Origin of the sequence: Janthinobacterium lyxosi, assembly GCF_051380665.1 — a bacterium.
GTDB lineage: Bacteria > Pseudomonadota > Gammaproteobacteria > Burkholderiales > Burkholderiaceae_D > Janthinobacterium.
The window spans coordinates 1-17,069 of the sequence record NZ_JBNYXM010000022.1 but is presented as its reverse complement, the minus strand read 5'-3'; the positions used below and the strand labels follow the sequence as shown (position 1 = coordinate 17,069).

Here is a 17,069-nt window from a genome sequence, read left to right as displayed (position 1 = left end):
ATGGAACTGAGTCCAACTACGCAAAAATATATTTTGCACTGGGGCGAGATGGGCACCCGCTGGGGCGTCAACCGCACGGTGGCGCAAATTCACGCGCTGCTGTTCCTGGCCAACGAACCACTGACGGCGGAAGACATCGCGGCCAGCCTGAACGTGGCCCGCTCGAATGTCAGCAACAGCCTGAAGGAATTGCAAAGCTGGGGCCTGGCGCGCATCACGCACGTGATGGGGGACCGGCGCGACCACTTCGTCGCCCTGCAGGATGTGTGGGAAATCTTCAGGGTCATCATGGAAGAGCGCAAGCGGCGCGAGATTGACCCCACCCTGACGGTGCTGCGCGAATGCGCCATCGAGGGCGAGCACGATACGGCGATTCCACCAGAAACACTGGCGCGCATGGGCGAAGTGCTGGCCTTCCTGGAAATGCTCAGCAGCACCTACAGCGACTACAAGAACCTGCCGCCGGCGACCCTGCAGCGCATGCTGTCCATGGGCGGCAAGGTGGCCAAGTTCCTCAGCCCGGAAGAAAAACCAGGCAAGCGCGGAAAATCATGAACGGCCCGTCCGAAGGGGAACTGTTCAAGAAGGTGATGGGCGAGAAATGGCTCACCCTGCACCCGGACATCCGCCGCCGCTTCGAAAAAAATCCCGCGCCGGGCCAGCCCCTGTACTACCGGGGCGAACTCAGTGAACTCACCAGTTCGTGCCTGGGCAAGGTACTGGGATGGCTCACGCGCCCCTTCATCGGCGGCGCCTTGATTCCGTATGACGATCACGACTTCCCCGTGGATATCGAAGTCTATTCGCGCCCCGGCTGCGTCTACATTTTCAAGCAGCGCACCTACCGCCTGCACGGCCGCGCGCCGATCCGCTTCACGTCCTACATGGCCGAAAGCGAGAAGGGCGAAGTACTCGAATACGTGGGCATGGGCCTGGGCATGAAGCTGCTGCTCCATGTCGAGGATGGCAACCTGCACTTCACCAGCGACGGTTATTTTTGGGATCTTTTCGGCTGGCGGATGCCACTTCTCGGCGTGCTCACGCCCGGCAAGACCTATCTGTGCCACCGCAATGAGACGCCGCAGCAGTTCAACATCCGCATCGAGATCCGCCACGCCCTGTTCGGCACCACGTTTACGCAAGTGGGCGTGTTCCGCGAATCCGCTGCACCGGAGCATCACAAGGAGACACCATGAATACACATTTGCTGGCCCTGCAACTGATGGCGGCGCAAGGCTGCCTGGGCGCCTTCGACACCATCTACCACCATGAAATCACGGAGGCGCTGCCACAAAAGGCCTCGGCGCGCCTGGAATTGACCATCCACGCGACCCGCGCCCTGATCTACAGCCTGCTGTTCGTCGGCCTGGCGGCATGGGAATGGCATGGCGCCTGGGCCTGGGTACTGGTGATCGTCTTTGGCGTGGAAATCGTGCTGACCCTGTGGGATTTCGTGGTGGAAGACCAGACCCGCCTCTTGCCCGCCACGGAGCGGGTCACGCACACGGTGCTGGCGATCAATGCAGGCGCCTTCATCGCCCTGCTGGCTCTGAACAGCAGCGAGTGGGCGAACCTGCCGACGGCCCTCGTGTGGCAGCCGTATGGCTGGCTCAGCGTCTTCCTCGCGCTGTGCGGCGTGGGCGTGGGCCTGTCCGGCCTGCGCGACGCGTATGCCGTGTGGCAGCTGGGCCGGCGCAAGGTGCAGGAGAAGGCAGAGCAAGAGGAGCACCTGAGCTTTGCCGCCACGCCGCAAACCGTGCTGGTGACGGGCGCCACGGGTTTCATCGGCCAGCAACTGGTGGCCGCCTTGCTGGCCGATGGCCATGCGGTGACGGTGCTGACGCGCCAGCCGAAACAGGCCGCGTGGACGTTCGATGGCCAGGTGCGCTGCATCGCGGCGCTGGACGAATTATCGGATGCGCAACGCATCGACATGGTCGTGAATCTGGCCGGCGCGCGCATCGTCGGGAAGCGCTGGACGCCAGCGCGCAAAGCCGCCTTGCGCCGCAGCCGCGTCGCGCTGACGCAGGAACTGGTGGCGTGGATCGCCCGCGCGCAGCACAAGCCGCGCGTGCTGCTGTCGGCGTCGGCCATCGGCTACTACGGCGTGCAGCCGCGGGGCGACACGACGCAGCTCGATGAAGACAGCGCGCCGCAAGCCATCTTCATGTCGCAGCTGTGCCAGGAGTGGGAAGTGGCCGCGCGCCAGGCGCAGCAATATGGGGTGCAGGTGGGCTGCATGCGCTTTGGCCTCGTGTTCGGCCACCAGGGTTCGCTGCCGCAGATGCTGCTGCCGATACGCTTCGGCGCGGGCGGCCCGCTGGGCAGCGGCAAGCAGTGGGTCACGTGGGTGCATGTGCGCGACGTGATACGCGGCATGGCCCATTTGGCGCGCCGCAGCGAAGAAGGTGCGGTGAGCGGCGCGTATAACTTCTGCGCGCCGGAAGCCATCGAGCAGCGCCGTTTCGCCCAGGTGGCGGGCGCGGTGCTGCACCGCCCCAGCATCATGCCCACGCCAGCCTTCGTCATGCGCGCCTTGCTGGGCGAGCAAGCCGACTTGCTGCTGGAAGGCCAGCGGGTCGCCCCGCGCCGGATGCTGGCCGACGATTTTGTTTTCCGCCATCCGCAGCTGGAAGGCGCGCTGCGCAGCCTGTAGCCTGGCGTAGAATGGGGCATTGGAGATGCATTGGAGCACAATCTATGCCCCGCTTCAGCCATACGATAGACAGCCATACCTATGCCTACACCAGCCTGAAAGAGCTGCTGGCGAAGGCCACGCCGCTGCGTTCGGGCGATGTGCTGGCGGGCGTGGCGGCCGCCAGCGCGCAGGAACGGGTGGCGGCGCAGCTGGCGCTGGCGGACGTGCCGCTATCGCTGTTCCTCAACGAGGCGCTGGTGCCGTACGAAGACGATGAAGTCACGCGTCTGATCATCGATAGCCACGAGCGCGCCGCGTTTTCCCCCATCGCGCACCTGTGTGTGGGCGATTTCCGTGACTGGCTGCTTGATGACGCAACGGATACGCAAACGCTGGCCCGCGTCGCCGCTGGCATCACGCCGGAAATGGCGGCGGCCGTGTCGAAACTGATGCGCTTGCAGGACCTGGTGCTGGTGGCCCGCAAGTGCAAGGTCGTCACGGCCTTTCGCAATACCCTGGGCCTGGAGAGCCGTTTATCCACGCGGTTGCAGCCGAACCACCCGACGGACGACGCCACCGGCATCGCCGCCTCCATCCTCGATGGGCTGATGCTGGGCAGCGGCGACGCCGTGATCGGCATCAATCCCGCCACCGACAATGTGGCGCAAGTGGTCTCGCTGCTGCACCTGCTCGACGCCGTCATTGGCCAGTACCAGATTCCCACCCAGTCCTGCGTGCTCACGCACATTACGAATACCCTGGAAGCGATACGCCGCGGCGCGCCCGTCGACCTGGTGTTCCAGTCGGTGGCGGGCACGCAGGCGGCCAACCGCAGCTTTGGCATCGACTTGTCGCTGCTGGCCGAGGGGCAGGCGGCGGCCCTGTCGCTGGGGCGCGGCACGGTGGGCAACAACGTCATGTATTTCGAGACGGGGCAGGGCAGCGCCCTGTCGGCCGGCGCGCACCATGGCATGGACCAGCAAACGTGCGAGGCGCGCTCCTATGCGGTGGCGCGCGCGTATCAACCGCTTCTGGTCAATTCGGTGGTGGGTTTCATCGGCCCTGAATATCTGTACGATGGCAAGCAGATCATGCGCGCGGGGCTGGAAGACCATTTCTGTGCCAAGCTGCTGGGGCTGCCCATGGGCTGCGACGTGTGCTACACCAACCATGCGGAGGCGGACCAAGACGACATGGACGCCTTGCTGACCATGCTGGGCGTGGCCGGCTGTAATTTCATCATGGGCGTGCCGGGCGCGGACGACATTATGCTTGGCTACCAGAGTACCTCGTTCCACGACGCCCTGTACGCGCGCCGCGTGCTGGGCTTGCGTCCCGCGCCAGAATTCGCAGCCTGGCTGGCGCGCATGCGGATCACGGATGCGCTGGGTCGCCTGAACACGGTGTTGGCACCGGCCTTCCAGGCTGCCCTGCTGCGCCTGGGCGACTAGGGAGGAAGCATGGACGAAACCAGGCCGTGGCAGGCCCTGCGCGCGCATACGGCGGCGCGCATCGCGCTGGGACGTAGCGGCGTGAGCGTGCCGACCCGCGCACAGCTGGCGTTTCAGCTGGCCCACGCACAGGCGCGCGACGCGGTGCACCTGGCGCTCGACGGCGAGGCCCTGGCACGCGCCTTGGCCGCGCAGGGGCAAGACTGCGTGCAGCTGCACAGCGCCGCCGCCACGCGCGCCGTCTACCTGCAGCGGCCCGACCTGGGGCGCCGGCTCGACGACGCTTCGCACGCGCGCCTGGAGGTCGGTGCTACGGGAGTCGACCTGGCACTGGTGGCGGCCGATGGCCTGTCGGCGCTGGCCGTGCAGCGCCACGCGGCGCCGTTCCTGGCGGCCTTGCGCGAACGGCTGGCGCTGGAAGCGTGGACGCTGTCGCCGCTGCATATCGTGGCGCAGGGGCGGGTGGCCATCGGCGACGAGGTGGGGCAATTGCTGCAAGCGAAGGCTGTGCTGGTGCTGATCGGCGAGCGGCCCGGCCTGAGTTCTCCGGATAGCCTGGGCCTGTACCTGACATGGGCGCCAAAAGTGGGCTTGCTGGACGAGCGCCGCAACTGCATTTCGAACGTGCGCCCCGAGGGGCTGGCGTATGCGCAGGCGGCGTACCGGCTGCACTACCTGCTGTCGCAGGCATTTACCAGGCAGCTGTCGGGCGTGGCATTGAAGGATGAAACGGTGGAAGAGGGTAGCGTGGCGGTGGGCCGGAATTTTTTGCTGGCGAAGTAGGCGCTGGAGAAAAAACGACAAACGGCAGGGGACAGGCCCGGCGGGACTGTCCCCAAACGATTAAACTTCGCGGATTTCGTCCAGCGGCCAGCGCGGGCGCACATTGAACGAATAATCGTGCTTGGCAGCGTTCGGGTTGATTTGCAGGCGCATGGCGCCGGCAAAGGCGATCATGGCGCCGTTATCGGTACAGAATTCCAGCTCCGGGTAATACACCTTGAAACGCTTCTTGGCGGCGGCCGCGTTGAGCGAGGCGCGCAGCTGCGCGTTGGCGCCCACGCCGCCGGCGATCACCAGGCGCTTCAAGCCCGTGTGCTTCAGGGCTGACACGCATTTGGCCGTCAGCACGTCGACGATGGCGTCGACGAAGCCGCGCGCGATATTCGCCTTGTCCTGCTCGCAGATATTGGCGATGACTTTTTCTTCATGGTTCTTCACCACCGTCAGCACGGCGGTCTTCAGGCCGGAGAAACTGAAATTGAAATCCTTCGAGTGCAGCATCGGGCGTGGCAGTTTATACGCCAGCGGGTCGCCGAATTCGGCCAGGCGCGAAATGGCGGGGCCGCCCGGATAACCGAGGCCCAGCAGCTTGGCCGACTTGTCGAACGCCTCGCCGGCCGCATCATCGAGCGTTTCGCCCAGCATCGTGTACTGGCCAACGCCATCGACGCGCATCAACTGCGTATGGCCGCCCGACACCAGCAGCGCGATGAAGGGGAATTCCGGCGGCTCGGACGCCAGCAGCGGCGACAGCAGATGGCCTTCCAGGTGGTGGATGCCGAGCACCGGCTTGTTGATGGCCAGGCCCAGGCTGCAGGCAACGGAGGAACCGACCAGCAGCGCGCCGGCCAGGCCCGGGCCTTGCGTGTAGGCGATGGCGTCGATCTCGGGCAGGGTGATGCCGGCCTTGGCCAGGGTTTCTTCCAGCAACGGGATGGCGCGGCGGATATGGTCGCGCGACGCCAGTTCCGGCACCACGCCGCCATATTGCTCGTGCATGGCTACTTGCGAGTAGAGGGCGTGCGACAGCAGGCCGCGTTGCGTGTCGTACAAGGCCAGGCCGGTTTCGTCACAGGAGGATTCGACGCCAAGAACAATCATGAAGGTGCTAAATAGGGAGGAGTAATCCGCCATTGTAAAGGAAAGCCGGGCACTCCACCGTGCGGCCGGCGCACCATTTCGGCGGCAGTGTGCACTTGCGCAGTGCGCCGCGGGTCGGTTGTACCCGCGATTCTGGCTGCTTTGCGCCTGTGTCGGCACTGGCACCGCTCTTGCTTAGAGAGGCGTGTGCCTTTCTCAAGGGAGCTAGCAATGTCGGAACAATGGAGAATGATTTGCCGCCTGAAGGACATGCCGCTGGCCGGCGCGCGCATGGTGCAGCGGGGCCTGGCCTGGCAGGACTTGCCCGGCGTGGCGCTGTTTCGCACGGTGGATGACGCGGTGTACGCGCTGCTCGACACGGTGCCCGGCCTGGGCGGTCCGCTGGCGCACGGAGTACTGATGGAGAAAAACCTGATGGGGCCGAAGAACAGCTGGATCATCGAGCTCGATTCGGGCCGCCTGGTGGCGCCGGTGCAGGGCATGGCGCGTATGTACGCCGTGCGCATCATGGACGGGCGTATCTACCTGGACGTCAATGAACTCAATACCCCGGCCAGCAAGGCCGAACAGGCGCTGGCGGGATCGTTCGCCGTGCTGCCGCATGTGCAGATGGCATAATGAAGGGAGAAGCAAAAACGGCGCACAGGGCGCCGTTTTTCGTATCCGCGAGAGCCTTACGCCGGGCGGCTTAACAAGTGCGCATGCGCATCGCGCAGCATGGTGGCCGTCGTATCCCAGTCGATGCAGCCGTCGGTGACGGAGCAGCCGTAGGTCAGTTGCGACAGGTCTTGCGGAATCTTCTGGTTGCCGCTGACGATGTTCGATTCGATCATCACGCCCACCAGCGAGCGGTTGCCCTGGCGAATCTGGTTGACCACGTCGGCCATCACCAGCGGCTGCAGTTCCGGCTTTTTGTAGCTGTTCGCGTGCGAGCAGTCGACGACCAGATTGGCCGGCAGCTTGGCCTTGGCCAGCGCCTGTTCGGCGATAGCGATCGAGACCGAATCGTAGTTCGGACGGCCATCGCCGCCGCGCAGCACCACGTGGCCGTACGCGTTGCCGCGCGTGCGCACGATGGCCACATTGCCTTCGGCGTTAATACCCAGGAAGGAGTGCGGGTGCGCCGACGACAGGATCGCGTTCACGGCAATGCTGATGTCGCCATCGGTGCCGTTCTTGAAGCCCACCGGCGTCGACAGGCCGGACGACATTTCGCGGTGCGTCTGCGATTCCGTGGTGCGCGCGCCGATGGCCGTCCAGGCGATCAGGTCGCCCAGGTATTGCGGCGAGATCGGGTCCAGCGCTTCGGTGGCGGTGGGCAGGCCCAGTTCGCACACATCGAGCAGGAACTGGCGCGCCTTTTCCATGCCTTCGTTGACCTTGAACGAGTCGTCCATGTACGGGTCGTTGATATAACCCTTCCAGCCCGTGGTGGTACGCGGTTTTTCGAAATACACGCGCATCACCAGCAGCATCGTATCCTTGACTTCCTCTTGCAGCGCCTTCAGGCGGCGCGCGTAATCGAGGCCGGCGACGGGGTCGTGGATGGAGCACGGACCGACGACGACGAACAGGCGCTGGTCCTTGCGGTCGATGATGTTGCGCAGCGCTTCGCGGCCGCGGCTGACGGTGTCGAAGGCGCTCTCCGACAGTGGCAGCTTGGCGTGCAGTTCGGCCGGTGTCGGCATGGGCGCGAAGGAGGTGACGTTGATATTTTCGATGTCTGGCGTATTCATGATTCTGGCTCGGCTTTCGCTATTGCGTTCTTTAAGAGGCAATAGTGTAGCGGAAATGCGGCCTAGCGGCGGGGATGGGGCCAAAACGGGAATGCATGAGTTGTTTTTATGGCAGGGCCGGCACGCCGCCCCCCCACCTGTGCACTCAATGGCCGCCGGCCAGGCTGGCGCCAAAGGTGTAGCGGGCGATGCGCTGGTAGTTGCCGGCCAGTTCAGGCGGTCGTGGCAGGCCGGGGTGGCGTCGCACATGCTCGAGGATGGCGCTTTCGTGCTGGCGTATCTGTGCGTCCAGGCAGGCGATTTGCTGGCGCACGAGGGCGTGCAGCGCATGCTGGCCGGCCCGCAGAGATGCATCGAGGCGCGCCGACTCCTGCTGGCGCACGCCTTCCATGGCGTGCAGGCGGCGCAGCCATAGCCGCAGTTCCACGTAGGCGGGCGAGGGCGGCGTCCAGCGCGCGGGGCGCCTGTCCTGGCCGTAGTTGGCCAGCACCGCGGCGCTGTGCGCTGCATCCTTGGGCAAGCCCTGGCTGCGGATATATTCTTCCAGCTGCGCGGACTGTGCATCGCAGACCAGCATGCCCATGTCGGCCAGCACGCGGGCGGCGACCTCGCTATACGGTGCGTCCAGGCGCATGCAGACGCGCAAGCCCATGATGGTGACGTCGTTCCTTTGCAGCCAGCTGCGCAGCCAGCGGTAGCCGGCCACGTCGTTTTCCAGCACCTTGCACAGCACTTCGCCACCTGAGAGCAGCACGGCTTTCAGCAGCAGCTTGCTCGTTTCGATGCCGACGAAGGCGCTTTCCTGTTTGATCGCGTGTTCCATGATGAGTCCTCCCGTGCAGTCTTATACGTAGCGGCGGCGCGTCTGGATGCAGTCGCGCTGCACATTCCCCAAAGAAATATGTTGAGAGACTGTTGCATTGGCGCCTACGCCGTCCATCAGCCCGTCTGCAGGGGAAAAAATCCGTGTAAGCTGGCGCCATGACGACTGTATCCATCCCCCATACCGATGTGGCCGGTGAGCCATTTCCCGCTGCACGTTTCATCAAGGAAATAGGACGCGGCAAGAACGGCGCGCGCAGCATGACGCGTGACGATGCTCGTGCCCTGTACCGCGCCATGCTCGAGGGCCGCGTGTCTGACCTGGAACTGGGCGGCATTTTGTTATCCATGCGCATCAAGGGCGAGTCCGTGGACGAGATCGCCGGCTTCCTCGACGCGGCCGAAGCCTCGTTCGCCCCACTGGCCGCGCCGGCCGGCGAATTTGCCCCGATCATCATTCCCAGCTACAACGGCGCGCGCAAGATGGCCAATCTGACGGCTTTGCTGGCGCTGCTGCTGACGCGCGCGGGCGCACCCGTGCTCGTGCATGGCGTGACGAGCGACCCGGGCCGCATCACCACGGCCGAAGTGCTGGCCGCGCTGGGCGTGCCGGCCTCGCTGGACCATGCGCAAGCCGAGGCCGCCATGGCGCGCGGGGAAGTTGCCTTCCTGCCGATAGCGTCACTGGCGCCGCGCCTGGCACACATGCTGTCGCTGCGGCGCGTGCTGGGGGTGCGCAATTCCACACATACCTTGGTGAAAATCATGCAGCCGTTTGCCGGACCCGCCCTGCGTCTGGTGTCGTACACGCATCCGGAATACCTGGAAATGCTCGGTGAATATTTCCTGACGGCATCTCCGTCGGGACGCGGCGACGCTTTCCTGATGCGCGGCACGGAAGGCGAGACGGTGGCCAACGCCAACAAGGCGCAGCAGATCGACTGGTTCCATGGCGCCCTGCGTACGGTGCTGGTGGAAAAACAGTTGCTGGTGGAAGAGTTGCCGCATTTGCCGGCCGAGCGCGATGCGGCCACCACGGCCGAATGGATCGCTGCCGTGCTGCGCGGCGAGGTGCCCGTGCCGCCATCGATCGCCGAGCAGGTGGAGCAATGCCTGATGGCATCACGGCAGATTGCAGCACGGCCGCGCTAGCCGCGTCGCCGCAGTTTACAATGGCGTCTTTGTAATCAGCGGTGAGCGGAATTCTTATGGCAAAACAATTTGATGTGGCAGTGATCGGCGCGGGCGCGGCCGGCATGATGTGTGCGGCTGTTGCCGCCCAGCAAGGCAAGCGCGTGGTATTGATCGATCACGCGGCCAAGCTGGCCGAAAAGATCCGCATCTCGGGTGGTGGACGGTGCAATTTCACCAATATTAACGCCACCCCACAAAATTTCCTCTCGGAAAACCCACATTTCTGCAAGAGCGCGCTGTCGCGCTACACGCCGCAGGATTTCCTTGCGCTGGTGAAAAAATACCGGATCGGTTACCACGAGAAGCACAAAGGCCAGCTGTTTTGCAACGAATCGGCCGAGCTGATCATCGACATGCTCAAGGACGAGTGCGCCGCTGGCGGCGTGCACTGGCGTATGCCGTGCAAGATCGACAATGTTGTCCAGCAAGATGATGGCGGCTTCGTGCTGCAGACGGATGGCGGCGACATTGAGACGGCCAGCATCGTCATCGCCACGGGCGGCCTGTCGATCCCGAAGATCGGCGCCACGGATTTTGCCTACCGCATCGCCAGGCAATTCGACCTGGCGATGGTCGAACTGCGTCCGGCCCTGGTGCCGCTGACGTTCGATGCGGCCAGCTGGGCGCCATTCGCGGAACTGTCCGGCATCGCGCTGGAAGTCGATGTGGAGACGGGCAGCCTGAAAGGCCGCAAGGCAACAGGCGCGCGTTTCCGCGAAGATTTGCTGTTCACGCACCGCGGCCTGTCGGGCCCGGCGATCCTGCAAATTTCCAGCTACTGGCTGCCGGGCACGCCCATCGTCATCAACTTGTTGCCGGAAGTGGACGTGGCGCAAACCCTCATCGAAGGCAAGGGCACTCTGAAGAAGCAGCTGGGCAATATCGTCGCGCAATGGTTGCCGCAGCGCCTGGCTGACTGCCTGCTGGCCGTCAACGGCCTGGCGCCGGACGCGCGTATCGCTGACATGCCGGACGCCCAGCTGCGCAAGCTGGGGCAAGCCATCAATGCCTGGTCCATCGTGCCGAACGGTTCCGAAGGCTACCGCAAGGCTGAAGTGACGCGCGGCGGCATCGATACGCACGAACTGTCGCAGCAGACCATGATGGCGAATAAAGTGCCGGGCCTGTATTTCATCGGCGAAGCGGTCGACGTGACGGGCTGGCTGGGCGGCTACAACTTCCAGTGGGCCTGGGCTTCCGGCGTGGCGGCAGGTATTGCCTTGCAGTAAGCTACTCTGTAATATGGGGTTCCCGGTGCGTGGTTTACGCCACATTCCGGCAGTGATCGCAGGCTGCATGCCGCACGCAAGTGGGGGAGGGGCTTCCCTTTCCGAATAAAAGCTGCTACTATCTATCTCTTCCTATACACCACCTCAACGGTTTGAATTTTACATGACCACTATTCGCCTTAAAGAAAACGAGCCGTTCGAAGTCGCAATGCGTCGCTTCAAACGCACCATCGAAAAAACGGGTCTGCTGACCGAATTGCGCGCACGCGAATTCTACGAAAAGCCAACAGCTGAGCGCAAGCGCAAGCTGGCAGCTGCTGTAAAGCGTCATTACAAACGCATCCGCAGCCAACAACTGCCGAAAAAATTATTCTAAGACTGTTCAGTCAGAACCAACCCGGGTAGTTCGGCGCATTGTTCGCCACGGGTTTTGTTTTGATTCGCCTGGAGTGATACTTCAGATGAGTCGCATACCCGCTCCGGTTCGCCGCAGCGGGTTTTCGCTTTTGTGGCTGCCTGCTTAGTCTGCGCACACGAGCACCGAGCCCCACTTACCAACACGAGGATTGCCATGAGCTTGAAAGAACAAATTACCGAAGACATGAAAAACGCCATGCGCGCCAAGGAAGCGGGCAAGCTGGGCACGATTCGCCTGTTGCTGGCGGAAATCAAGCGCAAGGAAGTCGACGAGCGCATCGAATTGACGGATGCCCACGTGACGGCCATCGTGGAAAAGATGATCAAGCAGCGCAAGGATTCGATCACCCAGTTCGAAGCCGGTGGCCGTGCCGACCTGGCCGACATTGAAAAAGCCGAGCTGGTGCACCTGGCCGGCTACATGCCTGCCGGCCTGTCGGATGAAGAAGTGGCGGCCGAAGTGGCTGCCGCCGTGGCCGCCTCGGGCGCCGCCGGTCCGCAAGACATGGGCAAGGTCATGGCCATCGTCAAGCCGGAGCTGGCGGGCCGCGCCGACATGACCGTGGTGTCCGCGCTGGTCAAGAAAGCCTTGACGCCGGCAGCGTAAGCATTCAATAGTAGCAAGGGCTGCCAGTCGTCGCGCTGGCAGCCTGTTAACAGCCCACACGTTGACCTGGCTCAACCTCAGGCCACGTGCGGTAGTATAGTCTGACCTATAACAAGACCCGCCCTAGCCAGTGATACCTCAATCCTTCATTTCCGATTTGCTCAACCGCGTCGATATCGTCGATGTCGTGGGCCGCTATGTGCAACTGAAAAAAGGTGGCGCCAATTTCATGGGCCTGTGTCCGTTCCACAGTGAAAAATCGCCCAGCTTTACCGTCAGCCCCACCAAGCAGTTCTATCACTGCTTCGGCTGTGGCGCGCATGGCACCTCGATCGGCTTCCTGATCGAGTATTCGGGCATGGGATTTGTCGATGCCGTCAAGGACTTGGCGCAGAACGTGGGCATGGTGGTGCCGGAAGCGGACGACAAGATCCCGCCAGCTCAGCGCGCGCAAATCCAGGCGCAAAGCATGGCCCTGTCCGACGCCATGACGCAGGCGTGCGATTATTACCGGGGGCAATTGCGCCACGCGCCGGAAGCCATCGCCTACCTGAAGAACCGAGGCTTGACAGGCGAAGTGGCCGCTCGCTTCGGCATGGGTTTCGCACCCGGTGGCTGGGACAATTTGCGCTCCGTCTTCCCCGACTACGACGTGGTGGCCCTGGCCGAGGCCGGCCTGGTAATCGACAAGGTCGATGAAGAGGGTAATAACCGCAAGCGCTACGACCGTTTCCGCGAGCGCATAATGTTTCCAATTCGCAATACCAAGGGTCAGGTCATCGCCTTTGGCGGCCGCGTGCTTGACCATGGCGAACCGAAATACCTGAACTCGCCGGAAACCCCCTTGTTTTCCAAGGGATTCGAACTATATGGGCTGTTCGAGGCGCGCCAGGCCATCCGCGACGCTGGCTATGTGCTGGTGACGGAAGGTTACATGGACGTGGTGGCGCTGGCGCAAATGGGTTTCCCGCAAGCGGTAGCGACTTTGGGCACGGCGTGCACGCCCACCCACGTGCAAAAACTGCTGCGCCAGACCGATAACGTGATTTTCAGCTTCGACGGCGACAAGGCAGGCCGCCGCGCCGCGCGCCGCGCGCTCGAAGCGAGCCTGGCCCACGTGACGGACAATAAAACCATCAAATTCCTGTTCTTGCCGTCGGAACATGATCCGGACAGTTATATCCGCGAATTCGGCACCGAAGGTTTTGAGCAGCAGGTGCATGAAGCCATGCCGCTGTCGCAATTTTTGCTGAAAGAAGTGTCGGGCGAGCATGATCTGTCCGAGCCGGAAGGGCGTGCCCGCGTGCAGTTCGACGCCAAGCCCCTGCTGCAGCTGATGGCGCCGTCGTCCTTGCGTCTGCAAATCGTGCGTGGCCTGGCGCAGCTGACGCAGTCCACGCCGGCCGAGATCGAAGCCCTGTTCGAGCTGGCCAAGCCGGTTGCCGTGGCGCGTCGCGCGCCGCCGAAATCGGGCCGCCCCGTGCCCGTGGGCCTGGAATTGAAGATCATGCGCATGCTGGTGGCGCATCCGCCCCTGACCATGCGTATCGACGAGGCTGCTCTGACCGCTTTCCAGCACCTGGGACCGGATGCAGCCCACAGCCTGGGGCAGCTGGTGGCCGTGGGACAGGCGCTGGGCGAACACGGCAGTTTTGCCGCGCTGGCGCAGCAATTGAAGGAGCTGGGCAGCGAATACGACGAGATCATCGGCGAGATCGCGGCCGGCACGGAATCCGATTACGACAGCGAATTGTCATGGCTGGTCAGCACCATCCGCGAGATCAAATTGAATGCCTTGAAGGCGGAATTGCAGCAATTGTTTGCGTCGGGTTTGCCATCCGAGAAAATTGGTGTACGCTACCGCGAAATCATGCAGGAGCAAGGCGAGTTGGAGCGCGAACGCGATGCCGAGTTAGTGAATCGATAACCTTGTCCTGAGGATATGGCGCGCACTGGAAAAACATTTTTCGCGTGCTATAATTAAATGCTAAGTATTGTGTGCTTTGGCAAGCTAGTTCTGTTTCGTAAATAGTATTTGTTTTCAATAAGTTAGGCTCTTGATCGGCGCGGTGGATCGTGTCGGCAGCCAGGGCCAACTGGCGTTTGCGGCGTTGCGGGCAAGGCTCGCAGACGCTGGCAAGCCGCGCCAGGCTCTCGCTCCCAACGCGGTCGATGCAGGAATTTCTGCCGAGGCGGCTGGCAACAGCTGGTGGACAGGAATTGCTGCGCTTCCCGCGGATCGTGGCCGATGAGGTGTAAGTAACGTAACAGTGTCGAATTTGCGTTGTCGGCAGGTTCGAAGATGGTGGTTCCCGCAGGTAGACAGGGAACTGGCAGCAAACTTTATCCTAATCCACCGTAAAGCAAGTCGTTGTGTAATCGAAAGCGCCTGTGCCAATCAAGAAACCCGAATCCAAAGCGGCTGCAAAGCCCACTAAAGTTACCACGAAAGCCGAAAAGGCGCTCGACCGGCCAGAAGCGCGCGTGACCAGCGCGCCCGTGGTCAGCCAGACTACCGATGCTGCCACCCTGGCGGCCATCGATACGTCCGGGTATGTCTTGCCGTCGGTAAAAGTGCCGGGCCGCCGCGGCCGCAAACCAAAAGAATTCCAGCCAGAAAATGATGAAGTCGCCGCCCTGAACGCCGTTGAGCGGGCCGAACTGAAGGCCGTCGACAAGGCCAAGGCCAAGGATCGCAAGGCGAAGGAGCGCGCGCTGTTGAAGGACGCCTTCTCGTCCGACACGGAAGCGAGCGAGGAAGAGCTTGAGCGCCGGCGCCAGAAACTCAAGACCCTGATCAAGTTTGGCAAGGAACGCGGTTTCCTGACCTACGCGGAAATCAACGATCACTTGCCTGAAAACATCGTCGACCCGGAAGCTATCGAAGGCATCATCGGTACCTTTAATGACATGGGTATCGCCGTCTACGAGCACGCGCCCGATGCGGAAACGTTGTTGCTGTCCGATAACGTTGCCGTCGTCACCAGCGATGACGAGGCGGAAGCGGCGGCCGAGGCCGCATTGTCGACCGTCGACTCCGACTTTGGCCGCACCACTGATCCCGTGCGCATGTACATGCGCGAAATGGGCTCGGTCGAGCTGCTGACGCGCGAAGGCGAGATCGAGATTGCCAAGCGCATCGAAGATGGCTTGAAAGACATGATCCAGGCCATTTCGGCCTGTCCCGTGACGATCGCCGAGATCATCGCCGCCGCCGACCGCATCGCCAACGAAGAGATCAAGATCGATGAAATCGTCGACGGCCTCGTCGATGAAAGCGAACCGGTCGCCGCCGCTCCTGTCGTGGCCGCTCCCGTCGAAGAAGACGAGGAAGAAGGCGAAGCGGAAGAAGAGGAAGTCGAAGAAGAGGAAGAGGCGAACGCTTCCGGCGCCGCCGGTTTCTCGGCCGAGCAACTGGAAACCCTGAAGCGCACGGCGCTGGAAAAATTTGCCATCATTTCGCAGCAGTTCGACAAGATGCGCCGCGCCTTCGAAAAAGAAGGCTACAACTCCAAGCCCTACGCCAAGGCGCAGGAAGCCATTTCGCAAGAGTTGCTGGGCATCCGCTTCACGGCCAAGGTGGTGGAAAAGCTGTGCGACACCCTGCGCGGCCAGGTCGATGAAGTGCGCCATATCGAGAAGCAGATTCTCGACGTGGCCGTGAACCGCTGCGGCATGCCGCGCGCCCACTTCATCAAGGTCTTCCCGGGCAATGAAACCAACCTCGACTGGGTCGATGGCGAAGTCAACGCAGGACACGCGTACAGCGCCATCCTGGGCCGCAACATTCCGACCGTCAAGGAACTGCAGCAGCGCCTGATCGACTTGCAGGCGCGCGTCGTGCTGCCGCTGCCGGACTTGCGCAACATCAACCGCCAGATGGCGGCCGGTGAAATGAAGGCGCGCAAGGCCAAGCGTGAAATGACGGAGGCCAACTTGCGCCTGGTCATTTCGATCGCCAAGAAATACACGAACCGGGGCCTGCAATTCCTCGATTTGATCCAGGAAGGCAATATCGGCCTGATGAAGGCCGTCGACAAGTTCGAGTACCGCCGTGGCTACAAGTTCTCGACCTATGCCACCTGGTGGATCCGCCAGGCCATCACGCGCTCGATCGCCGACCAGGCGCGCACGATCCGCATTCCCGTGCACATGATCGAGACGATCAACAAGATGAACCGGATCTCGCGCCAGATCCTGCAGGAAACGGGCGCGGAACCCGATCCGGCCACCCTGGCGATCAAGATGGAAATGCCCGAGGACAAGATCCGCAAGATCATGAAAATCGCCAAGGAACCGATTTCGATGGAAACGCCGATCGGCGACGACGACGATTCCCACCTGGGCGACTTCATCGAGGACAACAACACCCTGGCGCCCGCCGACGCAGCCCTGCACGCGTCCATGCGTGGCGTGGTCAAGGACGTGCTCGATTCCCTGACGCCACGCGAAGCAAAAGTGCTGCGCATGCGTTTCGGCATCGAGATGTCCACCGACCACACGCTGGAAGAAGTGGGCAAGCAATTTGACGTGACGCGCGAGCGCATTCGCCAGATCGAAGCCAAGGCGCTGCGCAAGCTGCGCCACCCATCGCGCTCCGACAAGCTGAAAAGCTTCTTGGAAGGCAACTAGAAGCCAATAGGGCTTGACGTACGCCCCTGATACCCCTATCCTCGCGTGTCCGTTTCCAAAACGGCCGCGCGAGGCGGGCATCAACAGCGCCGCCACGCCGCAGTCCCCGGGCCTCTAGCTCATGCTTGGTTAGAGCAGCGGACTCATAATCCGTTGGTGCCGTGTTCGACTCACGGGAGGCCCACCAGAATTTAGCAGTGTCCAGTCCTAAAATAGGTTGACAGTATTTATTGCTGTTAGAACGCCCGATGCACCGCATCGGGCGTTTTGTATTGCAGGGCCGTATGCGGCCGTTCCTGGTTGTATATCCGCACCGATTGCGCCACCATTTTGCTCGCCTGCTTCAGGTCTGCAGGTCGATTCAGCAGGAACTCGCCTTTCAGAATGCCGTTGATACGTTCGGCCAGCGCATTCTGATAACAGTCGTAGCCATCTGTCATGGAGCAAATCAGTCCGTGA

16 protein-coding genes and 1 tRNA gene are annotated in these 17,069 nt (G+C 62.5%); 13 read left to right on the top strand and 4 right to left on the bottom strand.

All coding sequences use genetic code 11. From position 1 onward, the window contains the following. From ACQ4WP_RS20845 to eutC, 5 genes are read left to right on the top strand one after another with little or no spacing between them, the layout of a single operon-like run. Complete coding sequence (locus ACQ4WP_RS20845) at positions 1–555, top strand: GbsR/MarR family transcriptional regulator (RefSeq protein ID WP_436523965.1); 555 nt, start codon at positions 1–3, stop codon at positions 553–555. Next, a complete protein-coding gene (locus tag ACQ4WP_RS20840) occupies positions 552–1,196 on the top strand; it encodes a DUF4166 domain-containing protein (protein WP_436523963.1) in 645 nt (214 codons plus the stop codon). The genes ACQ4WP_RS20845 and ACQ4WP_RS20840 overlap by 4 nt, the downstream gene beginning before the upstream one ends. After that, the gene (locus ACQ4WP_RS20835) at positions 1,193–2,656 is read left to right on the top strand and encodes a TIGR01777 family oxidoreductase (protein WP_436523961.1); all 1,464 of its coding nucleotides are present in this window, start codon (positions 1,193–1,195) and stop codon (positions 2,654–2,656) included. Before ACQ4WP_RS20840 ends, ACQ4WP_RS20835 begins: the two co-directional genes overlap by 4 nt. A 44-nt stretch (positions 2,657–2,700) precedes the next feature. Then, on the top strand, positions 2,701–4,089 hold the full coding sequence (locus ACQ4WP_RS20830) for an ethanolamine ammonia-lyase subunit EutB (RefSeq protein WP_436523959.1): 1,389 nt from the start codon (positions 2,701–2,703) through the stop codon (positions 4,087–4,089). 9 nt (positions 4,090–4,098) lie between these two features. Continuing rightward, positions 4,099–4,872, top strand: coding sequence for an ethanolamine ammonia-lyase subunit EutC (gene eutC, locus ACQ4WP_RS20825; protein ID WP_436523957.1), 774 nt, complete (start codon positions 4,099–4,101; stop codon positions 4,870–4,872). A 60-nt stretch (positions 4,873–4,932) separates the two neighbouring features. Here the strand turns inward: eutC and tsaD are convergent, their stop codons facing one another. Beyond that, positions 4,933–5,973, bottom strand: a complete 1,041-nt coding sequence (tsaD, locus tag ACQ4WP_RS20820) for a tRNA (adenosine(37)-N6)-threonylcarbamoyltransferase complex transferase subunit TsaD (RefSeq protein WP_436523955.1) — start codon at positions 5,971–5,973, stop codon at positions 4,933–4,935. A gap of 210 nt (positions 5,974–6,183) precedes the next feature. Between tsaD and ACQ4WP_RS20815 the strand changes: the two genes are divergently transcribed. Then, positions 6,184–6,591 carry a nitrite reductase (NAD(P)H) small subunit gene (locus ACQ4WP_RS20815; RefSeq protein ID WP_436523953.1) on the top strand — a complete coding sequence of 136 codons (408 nt, stop codon included), beginning with the start codon at positions 6,184–6,186 and terminating at the stop codon, positions 6,589–6,591. 56 nt (positions 6,592–6,647) lie between these two features. Here the strand turns inward: ACQ4WP_RS20815 and ACQ4WP_RS20810 are convergent, their stop codons facing one another. Continuing rightward, the gene (locus ACQ4WP_RS20810) at positions 6,648–7,709 is read right to left on the bottom strand and encodes a 3-deoxy-7-phosphoheptulonate synthase (RefSeq protein ID WP_353660118.1); all 1,062 of its coding nucleotides are present in this window, start codon (positions 7,707–7,709) and stop codon (positions 6,648–6,650) included. A gap of 145 nt (positions 7,710–7,854) precedes the next feature. Next, a complete protein-coding gene (locus tag ACQ4WP_RS20805; protein WP_436523951.1) occupies positions 7,855–8,532 on the bottom strand; it encodes a hypothetical protein in 678 nt (225 codons plus the stop codon). A gap of 158 nt (positions 8,533–8,690) precedes the next feature. On the opposite strand from ACQ4WP_RS20805, the gene ybiB reads away from it, so the two are divergent. From ybiB to ACQ4WP_RS20770, 7 genes are all read left to right on the top strand, one after another. Further along, complete coding sequence (gene ybiB / locus ACQ4WP_RS20800) at positions 8,691–9,683, top strand: DNA-binding protein YbiB (protein WP_436523949.1); 993 nt, start codon at positions 8,691–8,693, stop codon at positions 9,681–9,683. Between the two features lie 56 nt (positions 9,684–9,739). Next, positions 9,740–10,954: a BaiN/RdsA family NAD(P)/FAD-dependent oxidoreductase gene (locus ACQ4WP_RS20795; RefSeq protein ID WP_436523947.1), complete on the top strand. Its 1,215-nt coding sequence runs from the start codon at positions 9,740–9,742 to the stop codon at positions 10,952–10,954. A gap of 163 nt (positions 10,955–11,117) precedes the next feature. Beyond that, positions 11,118–11,330, top strand: coding sequence for a 30S ribosomal protein S21 (gene rpsU, locus ACQ4WP_RS20790; RefSeq protein WP_008451879.1), 213 nt, complete (start codon positions 11,118–11,120; stop codon positions 11,328–11,330). 195 nt (positions 11,331–11,525) lie between these two features. Beyond that, positions 11,526–11,978 (top strand): GatB/YqeY domain-containing protein, encoded by a 453-nt coding sequence (locus ACQ4WP_RS20785; RefSeq protein WP_436523945.1) that lies wholly within the window; start codon positions 11,526–11,528, stop codon positions 11,976–11,978. Positions 11,979–12,108: 130 nt separating this feature from the next. Further along, positions 12,109–13,905, top strand: a complete 1,797-nt coding sequence (gene dnaG / locus ACQ4WP_RS20780; protein WP_436523943.1) for a DNA primase — start codon at positions 12,109–12,111, stop codon at positions 13,903–13,905. Positions 13,906–14,369: 464 nt separating this feature from the next. Next, entirely contained in the window at positions 14,370–16,610 is a 2,241-nt protein-coding gene (gene rpoD / locus ACQ4WP_RS20775) for an RNA polymerase sigma factor RpoD (protein ID WP_436523941.1), read from the top strand. A 108-nt stretch (positions 16,611–16,718) separates the two neighbouring features. Next, positions 16,719–16,797 (top strand) — tRNA-Ile (locus ACQ4WP_RS20770). Between the two features lie 49 nt (positions 16,798–16,846). Here ACQ4WP_RS20770 and ACQ4WP_RS20765 read toward each other — a convergent pair. Further along, on the bottom strand, positions 16,847–17,069 hold a 223-nt coding region (locus ACQ4WP_RS20765; protein WP_436523939.1), incomplete at its 5' end, for an integrase core domain-containing protein.

Bases quoted from the DNA above. Each gene is read 5' to 3' on its own strand.
- ACQ4WP_RS20845 (WP_436523965.1), top strand. From the start codon at position 1: ATGGAACTGAGTCCAACTACGCAAAAATATATTTTGCACTGGGGCGAG.
- ACQ4WP_RS20840 (WP_436523963.1), top strand. From the start codon at position 552: ATGAACGGCCCGTCCGAAGGGGAACTGTTCAAGAAGGTGATGGGCGAG.
- ACQ4WP_RS20835 (WP_436523961.1), top strand. From the start codon at position 1,193: ATGAATACACATTTGCTGGCCCTGCAACTGATGGCGGCGCAAGGCTGC.
- ACQ4WP_RS20830 (WP_436523959.1), top strand. From the start codon at position 2,701: ATGCCCCGCTTCAGCCATACGATAGACAGCCATACCTATGCCTACACC.
- eutC (WP_436523957.1), top strand. From the start codon at position 4,099: ATGGACGAAACCAGGCCGTGGCAGGCCCTGCGCGCGCATACGGCGGCG.
- tsaD (WP_436523955.1), bottom strand. From the start codon at position 5,973: ATGATTGTTCTTGGCGTCGAATCCTCCTGTGACGAAACCGGCCTGGCC.
- ACQ4WP_RS20815 (WP_436523953.1), top strand. From the start codon at position 6,184: ATGTCGGAACAATGGAGAATGATTTGCCGCCTGAAGGACATGCCGCTG.
- ACQ4WP_RS20810 (WP_353660118.1), bottom strand. From the start codon at position 7,709: ATGAATACGCCAGACATCGAAAATATCAACGTCACCTCCTTCGCGCCC.
- ACQ4WP_RS20805 (WP_436523951.1), bottom strand. From the start codon at position 8,532: ATGGAACACGCGATCAAACAGGAAAGCGCCTTCGTCGGCATCGAAACG.
- ybiB (WP_436523949.1), top strand. From the start codon at position 8,691: ATGACGACTGTATCCATCCCCCATACCGATGTGGCCGGTGAGCCATTT.
- ACQ4WP_RS20795 (WP_436523947.1), top strand. From the start codon at position 9,740: ATGGCAAAACAATTTGATGTGGCAGTGATCGGCGCGGGCGCGGCCGGC.
- rpsU (WP_008451879.1), top strand. From the start codon at position 11,118: ATGACCACTATTCGCCTTAAAGAAAACGAGCCGTTCGAAGTCGCAATG.
- ACQ4WP_RS20785 (WP_436523945.1), top strand. From the start codon at position 11,526: ATGAGCTTGAAAGAACAAATTACCGAAGACATGAAAAACGCCATGCGC.